Origin of the sequence: Lentzea xinjiangensis, assembly GCF_900110955.1 — a bacterium.
Taxonomy (GTDB): domain Bacteria; phylum Actinomycetota; class Actinomycetes; order Mycobacteriales; family Pseudonocardiaceae; genus Lentzea; species Lentzea xinjiangensis.
Window position 1 is genome coordinate 263,820 of the sequence record NZ_FOFR01000008.1, and the last position, 13,117, is coordinate 276,936.

8 protein-coding genes are annotated in these 13,117 nt (G+C 71.8%); 5 read left to right on the plus strand and 3 right to left on the minus strand.

The window, feature by feature from the left end:
• The first annotated feature begins 57 nt into the window (after positions 1-57).
• Positions 58-1,377 carry a M28 family peptidase gene (locus tag BMW88_RS19675; protein ID WP_089952596.1) on the plus strand — a complete coding sequence of 440 codons (1,320 nt, stop codon included), beginning with the start codon at positions 58-60 and terminating at the stop codon, positions 1,375-1,377.
• A gap of 36 nt (positions 1,378-1,413) precedes the next feature.
• Here the strand turns inward: BMW88_RS19675 and BMW88_RS19680 are convergent, their stop codons facing one another.
• Complete coding sequence (locus BMW88_RS19680; RefSeq protein WP_089952597.1) at positions 1,414-3,369, minus strand: putative bifunctional diguanylate cyclase/phosphodiesterase; 1,956 nt, start codon at positions 3,367-3,369, stop codon at positions 1,414-1,416.
• A 140-nt stretch (positions 3,370-3,509) separates the two neighbouring features.
• Here BMW88_RS19680 and BMW88_RS19685 point away from each other — a divergent pair, with 140 nt between their 5' ends.
• Both BMW88_RS19685 and BMW88_RS19690 read left to right on the plus strand, forming a co-directional pair.
• Positions 3,510-4,565: a sugar ABC transporter substrate-binding protein gene (locus BMW88_RS19685; RefSeq protein WP_089952599.1), complete on the plus strand. Its 1,056-nt coding sequence runs from the start codon at positions 3,510-3,512 to the stop codon at positions 4,563-4,565.
• Between the two features lie 90 nt (positions 4,566-4,655).
• Positions 4,656-6,095, plus strand: coding sequence for an amidohydrolase family protein (locus BMW88_RS19690; protein WP_089952601.1), 1,440 nt, complete (start codon positions 4,656-4,658; stop codon positions 6,093-6,095).
• Between the two features lie 85 nt (positions 6,096-6,180).
• On the opposite strand, the gene BMW88_RS19695 is transcribed toward BMW88_RS19690, so the two are convergent.
• Complete coding sequence (locus BMW88_RS19695) at positions 6,181-7,065, minus strand: DUF5829 family protein (protein ID WP_089952602.1); 885 nt, start codon at positions 7,063-7,065, stop codon at positions 6,181-6,183.
• Between the two features lie 59 nt (positions 7,066-7,124).
• On the opposite strand from BMW88_RS19695, the gene BMW88_RS19700 reads away from it, so the two are divergent.
• Entirely contained in the window at positions 7,125-8,183 is a 1,059-nt protein-coding gene (locus BMW88_RS19700) for a class I SAM-dependent methyltransferase (RefSeq protein ID WP_089952604.1), read from the plus strand.
• Between the two features lie 296 nt (positions 8,184-8,479).
• On the opposite strand, the gene BMW88_RS19705 is transcribed toward BMW88_RS19700, so the two are convergent.
• Positions 8,480-9,319 (minus strand): patatin-like phospholipase family protein, encoded by an 840-nt coding sequence (locus BMW88_RS19705; RefSeq protein ID WP_089952605.1) that lies wholly within the window; start codon positions 9,317-9,319, stop codon positions 8,480-8,482.
• 167 nt (positions 9,320-9,486) lie between these two features.
• Here BMW88_RS19705 and metH point away from each other — a divergent pair, with 167 nt between their 5' ends.
• Complete coding sequence (gene metH, locus BMW88_RS19710; RefSeq protein WP_177221203.1) at positions 9,487-13,050, plus strand: methionine synthase; 3,564 nt, start codon at positions 9,487-9,489, stop codon at positions 13,048-13,050.
• Positions 13,051-13,117 lie beyond the last annotated feature (67 nt).

The window sequence follows — 13,117 nt, forward strand, 5'->3', positions numbered from 1 at the left end:
CCCACCTCCCCGCCTGCCTAGGTTCACCTGGCCGGTACTTCGAAGATGGGGGACGACATGCGCAGACGCGACTTCCTCGCCGCGGCGGCCGGGGTGGCCGCCGTGGTGGCCAACCCCTCCGGTGCCCTCGCGGCGACCGAGCGCAAGCCCGGCGCGTCCGGGCTCCCGGACCTGGACCTCGGCGACTTCCCCGTCGTGGCGCGGGTCCGGGCGCGCACCGCCCTGCGACACCTGGAGGCGCTCAGCGACCGGATCGGGCCGCGCATCGGCGGCACCGCGTCCGAGCACCGGGCCCGCGACTACCTCGTCCGCGAGCTGAGGTCCCTGCGCTACCAGGTGACGACGCAGCCGTTCACGGTGCCGGACAAGTACCTCGCCGACATCAACGACACCTGGCAGGCCGGCGCCTCGCGGTTCGGCGCCCTGGGCGTGACGGTCAAGGCCCCGTTCGTGGAGGTGGTGGACGGCCGGCTGCCGGACCTGACCGGCAAGATCGCCTTCTACGTCAACGCTCCCACCGGCTCCGCGCCGACGCACGCGGCGGTCGAACGCGGCGCCGTGGCGGTGGTCCTCGGCCGGATCTCCTCCACCGCTAGCAGGTCGAGCGCGTTCTCCCCCACGCTCGACCGGAACGTCGCCGTGCCGGTCGTCGGCCTGGCCCAGGTGCACACGGAGAAGCTGCGGGCGCAGGGCTCCGGCGAGCTGAAGATCAGCACAGTTCACCACCCGAACCTCACGTCCTACAACGTGATCGCGGACCGGCCGTCGACGTTCCCGTGGCGCGACAACGGGGTCGTGATGGTGACCGCGCACTACGACAGCGTGCCGGGCTCACCGGGCGCCAACGACGACGGCAGCGGGACCGCGCTGTGCCTGGAACTGGCCCGCGTGCTGCGCCACCTGCCCACGCACAGGGCGCTGCGGTTCGCGTTGTGGGGCTCGGAGGAACAGGGCCTGCTCGGGTCGCGGCACTACGTCTCGCAGCTCCCGCCGGAGGAGATCGCCCGGATCAAGGGCGTCTTCCAGAACGACATGGTCGCCACGAGCCACGACCCGGCGACGGCCTACTGGCTGCTGTCCGTCGACGGCGCCGACAACGCGACGACAGCGGGGGTGCGGGCGGCGGCGCGACGGCTCGGGTACGACCCGCGGGTGCACGGGCCGGTGGCACGCGGGTCGAGCGACCACGTGCCGTTCCACGAGAAGGGCATGGCGGCGGCGAACTTCAGCTGGCGCGGTGAGGGCGGTCCCGCTCAGTTGGAGCCGATCTACCACACCCCGGAGGACACGATCAGGGACAACATCAGCCTGGAACGGCTGCAGGTGTCGATGCAGCTGGTCGGAGCCGCGGCCTACCGGCTCGCCTGCGAGCGGTGAGCGGCCCGGCGTCGTAGGGCCCGGACCGGCCGGGCCCTACGACGTCGGCGCGGCCAGCTCGGTGAGCGCCCGGTCCCGCAACCACTCGGCGAACGCGTCCGCGGGCAGCGGTCTGCTCAGGCCGTACCCCTGCACGATGTCGCAGCCCAGGGCGGCGAGCACGCGCCACGTCTCCTCGTCCTCGACGCCCTCGGCCACGACCTCCAGCTCGAGGTTGTGCGCGAGCCCCAGCAACGACCGGGTGATCGCGCCGCTCGACGGGTCCGTGCGCATGTTCGTGGTGAAGGAGCGGTCGATCTTCATCTCGTGCACCGGCATCGTGCGCAGATAGGCGATGGACGAGTAGCCGGTGCCGAAGTCGTCGATGGACAGGCGCACGCCCAGCTCCCGCAACCGGGTCAGCACGGCGCTCGCGCGGTGCGGGTCGGCGATGATGGCGCTCTCGGTGATCTCCAGGGTCAGCACGCCCGGCGGGCGGCCGTGGCGCTCGAGCACGTCGGCGACCTGGTCGGGGAACGTCGTGTCGTGCAGGCACTGGGCGCCGACGTTGACCGAGACGGGGACGTCCCAGCCGCCGGCGTGCCAGGTGCTGCACTGCGCCAGCGCGTGGTCCAGCACGTACCGGGTGAGCGGTTCGATCAGGCCGGTCTCCTCGGCCGCCGGGATGAACCGGTCGGGGCCGAGCAGGCCGAGGCGCGGGTGCTGCCAGCGGCACAGGACCTCGGCGCCGCAGACGGCTCCGGTGCGCGCGTCGGCCTTGGGCTGGTAGTGCAGCACCAGCTCGCCGTGGTCGATGGCGCGCCGCAGGTCGCTGATCACGGTGAGCTGGGCGGCGCTGTGCTCGTCGAGGCCCGGCTCGTAGACGGACGTGCCGAGGCGGGCGCGCTTGGCCGCGTACATCGCGATGTCGGCGTGCCTGAGCAGCTCGTGGACGTCGGCCGAGTCGGCCGGGTACATCGCGACACCGATGCTGCAGCCGACGTCGACGGACAGGCCGTCCAGGTCGACGGGCTCCTCCAGGGCGCGGTGCACGCGGCCCGCGACGGCCGGGGCGTCCTGGGCCGAGGGCACGAGGACGGCGAACTCGTCGCCGCCCAGCCTCGCCACCGTGCCGGGGTCGCGGACGGCGCCGGTCAGGCGGTGCGCGACGTGCTGGAGCAGGCGGTCACCGAACGCGTGGCCGAGGGTGTCGTTGATCGGCTTGAAGCGGTTGAGGTCGATCAGCAGCAGGCCCAGCGGCTCGCCGGTCCGGCCGGAGCGCTCGATCGCCTGCTGCGCGCGCAGGACGAGCAGGGAGCGGTTCGCGAGACCGGTCAGGGCGTCGTGCATCGCCTCGTGCTCGCTCCTGGCCGCCTGGCGCAGGATCTTGCGGCGGTGGCCGAGCAGGACGACGCCGCAGAGCGCGACCAGGCCGAGGTCGACGACGAACGCGATGACTGCGGCCAGCCGCAGGCGGCCGTTCTGCGTCTCCGCCGCGCGCAGGTAGCCGGTGGTCTCCAGGCGTTTGAGCTGCACGACGGTGGAGAGCTGTTTGCGCAACGACACGAGCGTGAGCTCGGCCTGGTCTGCCTTCTGCGACGCGCCGGTGACGTCGCCGCGGTCGCCCGCCGCGACGGTCTCGCGCAGCAAGGTCGTGTAGTCGCCGTAGAGGTCACCGACGATCGTGGCGGCGCGGACGTCGGCGGGGCCGCCGTTGGCGCGCAGCCAGCGCAGGCTCTCCTCGGCGTCACCGGCGGCGTTGGCGACCGGCTGGCGCATCACGGGGGTGCCGGAGCGCACGTAGTCGGTGAGGGCGTGGTCGGCGACGTCGACGTTCTGGACCACGAGACCCCAGTGGTCGCTCATCTCGTTGAGCTCGTGCAGGTGCGTGGCGGCGCGCTGCATGCCGAGGCTCGTCCACAGCGCGAGACCCGCCAACGCGGCGAGACCGATGGTCAGGCTGACGACGGTCGTCTGCGCGGTGTTGCGGGCCTCGACCCAATTGGACAGCATCTATGGCGCCTCACGTGGGACATGCCTTGCCGGCGAAGTAGCTATTGGTACGCAGCCAAAGGATGGCACGCAAGCCGACACCTCGAACCACCGTGCACTAGCGTGTAGGGCTTTCCACGACCGACTGATTGGGTTCTCCCATGGTCCGCGTTGCCCGCTTGGTCCTACCTGCTGTTTTGGTCGCGGCGACGGGGGTGGGCGGATGCGGGACCGAACAGACGTCCGATGACCCGCCCACGATCGGGTTCGTCGCGCAGAACAACAGCCGCGATTTCTCGAAGGAGATGAGCGAGGGTTTCCGGGCGGGCGCGGCCATCGCCGGCGGGGTGCGGGCGGAGGTGACCGGACCCGACACGCACGACGGTCCCAAGCAGATCGAGCTGCTCGAGGACCTCGCCACGCGCGCCAAGGGCGGCATCGGGTTCTCCGCGGTCGCGCCGGAGCTGGTCGCCGAGCCGATGGCGGCGGTGACGGGCCGGGGCATCCCGCTGATCGCGGTGGCGGGCGGCCAGGTCGCCCCCGGCAGCGGGGTCAAGCTGATGATCGAGAACGACGGTCACGAGCTGGGCTCGATGCTCGCGGACGCGACGGCGGACCGGTTGCCGCCGGACAGCAAGGGCAAGATCGTCATCGGCAGCAACTCCCCCGGGATGCCCGCGCTGGACCAGCGGGTGCTGGGGATGCGCGCACGGCTCACCGAGCGGTTGCCAGGGGTGCAGGTGATCGGCCCGCTCGACACCGGGCGCGACCAGACGGCGAACCTCGCGACGTGGCACCGCCTCGCCGACGCGAACCCGGACGCGCTCGCGCTGCTGGGCGCCGGTGACGTCGACGCGATCAACCTCGCCGCCGTGCACGCCGCGAAGAACGCGAAGTGGCTCGCCGCGGCGTTCAGCGTCGACCCGATCGCCCTGCGGGGCGTGAAGGACGGTCACCTGTTCGCCACGGTCTCCGCCGAGCACTTCCTCAAGGGCGCGGTGGCCGGGTGGATGCTGGCCCAGCACGCCAAGAGCGGCCGGAAGCTGCCGGAGGGCTGGTTCGCCGCGCCGGGGCTGCTCGTCCAGCCGTCCAACGTGGACGAGATCATCCACCGGCAGTCCGGGGAGGCCACCCGCCTCGCCGCCGCGCGGCCGCTGCTGGACGCCCTCACCGCGAACTCGCTGAAGCACCTGCGTCCACTCGACCAGGCGCGCTGAGCCGGGCGGCGCAACGGCCGTTCCACGCCGGTGACACACGGCCGGTCGTGAGCGAGCATGCAGGCTCTCCCCCGTCTTTGGAGGGCCCGCATGCTCAACCGAAGGACACTGGCGAAATCCGTGGGGGCCGCGCTCGCGGTCTCGGCCACCGCCGCCGTTCCCGCCACCGCGAACTCGGGACCCGGCTCGGACGGCACGAGCCGTCACCGGCACCTGATCCGCAACGGCGCCGTCGTCACGATGGACCCCGGGCTCGGCGTGCTGCCGCGCGCGGACGTCCTAGTCGGCGACGGCAGGATCATCGACGTCGGCCGCGACCTGGACGCCCGTGGCGCTCAGGTCGTCGACGCGACGGACATGATCGTCATGCCGGGGTTCGTCAACACCCACCACCACATGTGGAGCGCGCTGGGCCGCAACTTCGTGGCCGACGGGTTTCCCTACTTCGCGGCGAAGCGGGCCACGTCGACGTTGTACGAGGCGGCAGACGTCTACCGCAGCGTGCTGCTCGGGCTCGCCGAGCTGGCGAACGCGGGCGTGACCACGGTGCACAACTGGTCGAACAACACCCGCTCGCCCGCCCACGCCGACGCCGAGCTGCGAGCCCATCGCGACGGACTGCTGCGCGCACGGTTCTCCTACGGCCATGTGGACCAGATGGCACGTGACGTGCCGATGGACTTCACGGACGTGGATCGCGTGCGACAGCAGTACTTCTCGAACGGCACGGCGTTCGACGGGCTGGTGCACCTGGGCGTCGCCGTCCGCGGGTTGTCGCAGAGCACCGAGCCGGCGTTCTTCGCGGACATGGACGCGGCCCTGCTGCGTGACCTGCCGGTCGCGATCCACGCCGGCCAGGCGCCACCGCGGATCGTGGACGCGGCGGACTACGAGCGGCGGGGCTGGCTCGGCCCCAAGACGTTGCTGACGCACTACGTCACGGCGCTGGACAGCGACATGGAGGTCATGGCGCGCACCGGCACACCGCTGAGCTGGTCGCCGCACTCGGAGTTCCGCCTGGGCACGGCGGGCGATCCCCGCGACGCGCTGCTGCGGTTCCGCCGGGCCGGTGTGCCGGTGTCGCTGTCCTCGGACGCCACGTCCATCGCGCCGTCGGACATGTTCGAGGCCATGCGGCTGGTCTGGAACACCGGGATCCCTTGGCAGGGCACACCGTCGGCGGGCCTGCCCGAGATCGGTTTCCGGGACGTGCTGGCGATGGCGACGATCAACGGCGCCCGCGCGCTCGGCCTCGGCGACGTCACCGGGTCGATCACCCCTGGCAAGCGGGCGGACGTGCTGCTGGTGCGCACCGACGACGTCAACCTCGCGCCCGGCGGTCTCATCGAGACCACGCTGGTGCAGGCCGCGAGCCATGACAACGTTGACACGGTGTTCTCGGACGGCCGGATCGTGAAACGCGGCGGCCGGTTGGTGGCCTACGACGTCGACCGGATCGTGCGGGACGCGAAGGCCTCCTCGCTGCGCATCCGGACGGCCGCCGGCGGGATCTTGACGCCCGCGACCTGAGCCACCCGCGGGCGGTTCAGCGGCTCGCGCGTGGCACCCGCTGAACTGCTCGCGGCAAGCCGTTCGGACGAAGGTGGCCCCTCGGTCAGAAGTTCCACACCGCGCGCTTGCCGGGCCCCACGACCAGCGTGGAGGTGCCGAGTCGCTCGACGTGCCGCGCCACCGCGCGGTTCAGCTCGAACTCGACGCGCTTGAGACCGGTCTGGCCCACCGGCTTCTCCCCGAACCTCATCGTCGTGCCACCGCGGGTGGCCACGACCGCGCCGCGCTCGGTGCGCACCGAGAAGTCGCCGGCCCGCAGCAACGGCACGGTGGCGGCCAGGTCGCGCGCGGTGACGTCGACGTGGACCAGGGTGACGTCGCGCATCAGCTTGGCCCGGTAGAGGTCCGGCAGGTAGCGCTCGCGGCCGACGTCGCCGGGGAACGCCGGGGGCTCGGTCCCGCCGCGCGGGTCGGCGAAGTACTCGTCGCGGATCTCCATCGCCCACGCGCCGAACCTGTCGTAGGTCTTGGCGAGGTAGGTGGAGTCGAACCACGGCACCGGTTTGCCGTCGCCGAAGTCGCGGGTCTGCACGAACTCGACGGGCTTCGCGCCACCGGCCCGCAGCCGGGACTTCACCTCCTCGATGTCGCTCTCGCGCTGGGTCGAGAGGGCGAGGCCCGCGGCACCGGCCTCACCGTCCTGCCCGGGAACGTCGCCGAGGCCGAAGATCTCCAGGTAGGTCTCGCGGCCGCGCAGGTAGCGGCCCGTCCAGACCCGGCCGCCGGTGCCGGTCGTCGTGCGGATCTCGAGGTCGGCGAACTCCCTGACGTAACCGGAGTGCTCGACCGCGTCCGCGGTGGCGCGGTCGAGCGTTCCCCAGGCGTGGTTGTAGTACAACAACTGCCGCTCTCCCGCCCGCACCGGTGCCGCCGCGACCACGACGAGGACGGCGGCCGAGATCATGCACAACGTGTGCCGAGTCCGCATGGGCCGGATCGTAGGACGAGTGACTCAAGCCGGGCTCAAGTCGAACGAAGGGGAACTCTGTGTCCGACAGCTGGGCGGTGCTCGCACCACTGCTGCAAGCCGCCACCGCGGGCCGCGACCTGCTCGGCGAGACGATCCGCTGGCTCACGCCGCGGGCCGTCACGGCACGGGTGCTGGCGGAGGTCGGTGAACACGACGTCCGCCTCGACCTGACCTTCGACGGCACGACGACCAGCCACCTGGCCACCGGCTCGGAGGTCGTGGTGGCGCTCGACCTCGCCGACGCGGTGCGCGGCCTCTACGGCACCGACGAACGGCCGTGGCCGAGCCTCGCCGTGACGACGCCGGACCGGGAGCTGGACGAACGCGGCCCCTCCGGGTGGTTCAGCGACCGGAAGGGCATCGCGCGGTCGGTCCAGGAGCTGCTCTCGGCGCTCAGGCCGGCGAAGCCGGACCTCGGTGAGCTCGCGGTGGAGTTCGGGTCCGACAAGTGGGGCGACCTGCACTGGTACACGCAGCACTACGAGCGCCACTTCGCCCGGCTGCGCACCGAAGCGGTGCGGGTGCTGGAGATCGGCATCGGCGGCTACCGGGACCCGGACCGGGGCGGCGGCTCGCTGCGGATGTGGCAGCGGTACTTCCCGCGCGGTCTCGTGCTGGGCCTCGACATCGCGCAGAAGAACGTCACCGGCCCGCGGATCGCGACCGTCCAGGGAGACCAGTCCGACGCCGCGTTCCTCGACCGGCTCGGCCGCGAGCGCGGCCCGTTCGACGTGGTCATCGACGACGGCAGCCACCTCAACGACCACGTGCGGACTTCGTTCCACGCGTTGTTCCCGCACGTCCGCCCCGGCGGGCTGTACGTCGTGGAGGACCTGCAGACCGCGTACTGGCCGAGCTGGGGCGGCCACCCGCTGGGAGGCACCGGCACGTCCACCGGGATGTTGAAGTCCTTCGTGGACGGGCTCAACAGGGCGGAGGTGGGAGACCCGCGCGGTGAACGCTCCTACCTCGACCGCAACATCAGCGGGATCTCGTTCCACCACAACATCGCGTTCGTCGAGAAGGGGATGAACGCCGAGGAGGGCGGCCCGGCCTTCCTGCGCACGCTGTTCTAGGAGGACTCGCCCGCCTGCCCCGTCCCGGGGCGGAGGTTTCCTGGGACGGGGCGTCACGGCAGCCGGTGGTTGCCGGTCACCGTGATCATCACCCGGAGCTAGGGTGCTCGCCGAGAAGTAGCCACCGCTCCTCCGCCGAGGCACACCCCGCCGACGTGCCGCATCGAACCCCGCCGCCTCGAACCCCACAGCCTCGAACCCCGCCACCTCGAACCCCGCCACCTCGAACCCCGCAGCCTCGTCCGCGACAGCAGGCGGGTCGCCACCTCCGGGCAAGAGCTGCCGGCCGGTGGTTCCTACCGGGTCTCGTCCCAGACCGCCCGGACGGCCTCGGCGATCGAGGCGGCCTGCGCCCTGCCCGCCTCGGCCGCGGGCCTGCGCCGGGCCGGGTCCAGCAGGTTCTTGCCGATCGCGGCCAGCGCTGCCTCGTCCGGGCTCACCACGATCGACGGCACCCCGAGCTTCGCTGCCTGCGCGGCGGGCGTCGCCGCCTGGCTCGCCGAGCGCGTCAACGGGGCCACGACCACCACGCGGGAGCACCCGGCGGCGAGGTCCACGTTGGCCACCGACCGCATGCCACCGTCCATGTACCTGCGGCCGTCGATCGTCACCGGCGGCCACACCAGCGGCACCGCGCAGCTCGACGCCACCGCCTTCACCAGCGGCACCCCGCTGTCCCGGTCGAACGCCACGAACTTGCCGTCCGCGGTGTCGACGGCGGTGACCTTCAGCGCGCGCTCGGGCCAGTCCTTGATGGACAGCCGGTGCTCGAACACCTCGAGCCGCGACGCCTCCGACGGCGTGCGGGCGTTCACCGCCGCGCGGCCGAGCCTGGCCCGCTTCGCCGCCGGAGTCCCCGGCATCACGTAGGAAAGCGCGTACCTGGCGAGCATCCACGGGGTGAGGCGGGCGGGGAGCTCCCCGTCGGGCGGCTCCAGCTGACCCGCGTACAGGTCGGCGAGCGGAACGCCGCCCGCGAGCTGCGTGGCCACCACCGACCCCGCGGACGTCCCCACGAACAGGTCCGCCCCCGTCAGGTCGACGCCCCGCTCCGCGAGCCCGTGCAGAATCCCTGTCTCCCAAGCGATCCCGGTGACACCGCCACCGCCCAGGACCAACGCGCGTTCTCCGGTCACGACGCCATCCTAGGTAGTGGGAGGGGTTCCTGCCCCGTGGTCGGCCGGGGTATCCTTGGCCGCGAGGCCGAGAAGCGCTGCAACAGGCTGCCACGCCTGCCACGCTCGGCGTCGAGACACCACGGCACAAGGGCGCTTCCGACTTCTCGGGAGCGCGCGTGGATGGTCTGAAGTCCCTGCTGAACCAGCGGATCGCCGTGCTCGACGGCGCCTGGGGCACGATGTTCCAGTCGGCGAGGCTCTCCCCCGCCGACTACCGCGGCACCGAGTTCGCCGACCACCACCTGGACGTCACCGGGGACCCGGACCTGCTCAACCTCACCCGCCCCGACCTGGTGCTCGACGTGCACCGGCAGTACCTCGCCGCCGGCGCGGACATCACGACCACCAACACGTTCACCGCCACCTCGATCGGGCAGGCCGACTACGGCCTGCAGGACCGCGTCCACGACATGAACGTCGCCGGCGCCCGGCTCGCCCGGCAGGCCGCGGACGAGTTCGGCGGCCGGTTCGTCGCGGGGTCGGTCGGCCCGCTCAACGTCACCCTGAGCCTCTCGCCCCGCGTCGAGGACCCGGCGTTCCGGGCCGTCACGTTCGAGCAGGTCAAGGACTCCTACGCCGAGCAGATGGCCGCGTTGCGCGAGGGCGGCGTCGACCTGCTGCTGATCGAGACGATCTTCGACACGCTGAACGCGAAGGCCGCCATCGCCGCGGCCCGCGAGGTGGCGCCCGACCTGCCGCTGTGGATCTCGGTCACGATCGTCGACCTGTCCGGCCGCACGCTCTCCGGTCAGACCGTCGAGGCGTTCTGGAACTCCGTCGAGCACGCGAAGCCGCTGGTCGTCGGCGTGAACTGCTCGCTGGGCGCCGAGGAGATGCGCCCGCACGTCACCGAGCTCGCCCGGCTCGCGGACACCTACGTCGCCTGCCACCCGAACGCCGGCCTGCCCAACGCGTTCGGCGGCTACGACCAGACCCCGGACGAGACGGCGGCCCTGCTCGCGGACTTCGCCGCCAACGGCGTCGTCAACGTCGTCGGCGGCTGCTGCGGCACCTCCCCCGCGCACGTGGAGGCCATCGCGGCCGCGGTGCGCGGCACCGCGCCGCGCGCGGTGGCGCCGCCCCGCGCCACCACCAGGTTCAGCGGCCTGGAGACGTTCGAGATCGGCGCGGACACCGGGTTCGTGATGATCGGCGAGCGCACCAACGTCACCGGCTCGGCGAAGTTCCGCCGGCTGATCGAGGCCGACGACCACCAGGCAGCGCTCGCGGTCGCGCTGGAGCAGGTCCGCGGCGGCGCGAACCTGCTCGACGTCAACATGGACGCCGACCTGCTCGACGGCGAGCAGGCGATGACGACGTTCCTGAACCTGATCGCGACGGAACCGGAGATCGCCCGCATCCCGGTGATGATCGACAGCTCCCGCTGGGGCGTGCTGCGGGCCGGTCTGCGCTGCGTGCAGGGCAAGGGCGTGGTCAACTCGATCAGCCTGAAGGAGGGCGAGGAGCCGTTCCTGGCCCAGGCGCGCACGATCCGCGACCACGGCGCCGGTGTCGTCGTGATGGCGTTCGACGAGCAGGGCCAGGCCGACACGACCGAGCGCAAGGTCGAGATCTGCGCCCGCGCCTACGACCTGCTCACGCAGCGGGCCGGGTTCCCGGCCGAGGACATCATCTTCGACCCGAACGTGCTCGCCGTCGCGACCGGCATCCCCGAGCACAACGGGTACGCCAAGGCGTTCATCGACGCGTTGCCGCTGATCAAGCAGCGTTGTCCGGGCGCGCGCACCAGCGGTGGCATCTCGAACCTGTCGTTCTCGTTCCGCGGCAACGACGTCGTCCGCGAGGCGATGCACTCCGCGTTCCTGTTCCACGCGGTCAGGGTGGGGCTCGACATGGGCATCGTCAACGCGGGCCAGCTCGTGGTCTACGAGGAGATCCCGGCCGAGCTGCTCGAACTCGTCGAGGACGTCATCTTCGACCGCCGCGAGGACGCCACCGACCGGCTCGTCGCCCACGCGGAGACGGTGAAGGGTCCCGGCACGAAGCGCGTCGCCGACCTGTCGTGGCGCGACGCCCCGGTCGGCAAGCGGCTCGAGCACGCGATCCTGCGCGGTGTCGTCGACTTCATCGAGGAGGACACCGAGGAGGCGCGCCAGGCGCTGCCCCGGCCGCTCGACGTGATCGAGGGCCCGCTGATGGACGGCATGAAGGTCGTCGGCGACCTGTTCGGCGCGGGCAAGATGTTCCTGCCGCAGGTCGTCAAGAGCGCGCGCGTGATGAAGCGCGCGGTCGCGTACCTGGAGCCGTTCATGGCGGCCGAGCCCAAGGCGACGGCCGGCGGCAACGGCAAGGTCGTGCTCGCCACGGTCAAGGGCGACGTGCACGACATCGGCAAGAACATCGTCGGCGTGGTGCTGGGCTGCAACAACTACGAGGTGGTCGACCTCGGCGTGATGGTGCCGGCCGCGCGGATCCTCGACACCGCCATCCAGGAGCACGCCGACGTCATCGGCCTGTCCGGGCTGATCACGCCCTCGCTCGACGAGATGGTCTCGGTCGCCGAGGAGATGCAGCGGCGCGGCATGAAACTGCCGTTGCTGATCGGCGGCGCCACCACGTCCCGCCAGCACACGGCCGTGAAGATCGCCCCGGTCTACGACGAGCCGGTCGTCCACGTGCTCGACGCGTCCCGGGTCGTCGGCGTGGTCTCCGACCTGCTCGACGGCCGGCGCGGCCACGAGCTGAACCTCGCGAACCGGGCCGAGCAGGCACGGCTGCGCGAGCAGCACGAGAACCGCAGGCAACTGCCGTTGCTGAGCCTCGCAGCGGCGCGCGCGAACGCGGAAAAGGTCGATTTCAGCGAATTGCCGACGCCGGCGTTCACCGGCACGCGCACGATCGCCCCGCCGCTGGCCGAACTGCGCGAGTTCATCGACTGGACGTTCCTGTTCCTCGCGTGGGAGATGAAGGGCAAGTACCCCGCGATCCTGGCCGAGCCCGTGGCGCGCGAGCTCTTCGACGACGCGAACGCGCTGCTCGACGAGATCGTCGAAAAGGACCTGTTCACCGCGAAGGGCGTCTACGGGTTCTGGCCCGCGCGTTCCGAGGGCGACGACATCCGGCTCGGCAACGGCGTGCTGATCCCGATGCTGCGGCAGCAGACCCACAAGCAAGTGTCGCGCCCGAACCGGTCGCTGTCGGACTACGTCGCCGCCGAGGGCGACCACCTCGGCGGCTTCGCGGTGACGGTCCTCGGCGCCGACGAGCTGGCCGCGCGGTACGAGGCCCAGCACGACGACTACCGCGCCATCATGGTGAAAGCGCTGGCGGACCGGCTGGCCGAGGCGTTCGCCGAGTGGATCCACCTGCGGGCCCGCCGCGACTGGTTCGAGCCCGGCGCCGAGCCCGCGATCGAGGACCTGCACGCGGAGCGGTTCCGCGGCATCCGCCCCGCGCTCGGCTACCCGGCCTGCCCCGACCACACCGTGAAGCGCGCGCTGTTCGACCTGCTCGGAGCGGAGGAGATCGGGGTCGGGCTGACCGAGTCGTTCGCGATGACGCCGGCCGCGAGCGTGAGCGGCCTGATCTTCCAGCACCCGGACGCGAAGTACTTCACGGTCGGGCGGCTGGGCCGCGACCAGGTCGAGGACTACGCGCGGCGGACGGGCAGGCCGCTCGCGGAGGTCGAGCAGTGGCTGCGGCCGAACCTCGGTTATGAACCCGCCTGACACCTCCGCGACGTGAAAGCGCTTCCCGCGAAGAGGGTGCGTGAACCCGATCGGACATCGGGCGATG

Coding starts and splice junctions, on each gene's coding strand:
- BMW88_RS19675 (WP_089952596.1), top strand. CDS start 58: ATGCGCAGACGCGACTTCCTCGCCGCGGCGGCCGGGGTGGCCGCCGTG.
- BMW88_RS19680 (WP_089952597.1), bottom strand. CDS start 3,369: ATGCTGTCCAATTGGGTCGAGGCCCGCAACACCGCGCAGACGACCGTC.
- BMW88_RS19690 (WP_089952601.1), top strand. CDS start 4,656: ATGCTCAACCGAAGGACACTGGCGAAATCCGTGGGGGCCGCGCTCGCG.
- BMW88_RS19685 (WP_089952599.1), top strand. CDS start 3,510: ATGGTCCGCGTTGCCCGCTTGGTCCTACCTGCTGTTTTGGTCGCGGCG.
- BMW88_RS19695 (WP_089952602.1), bottom strand. CDS start 7,065: ATGCGGACTCGGCACACGTTGTGCATGATCTCGGCCGCCGTCCTCGTC.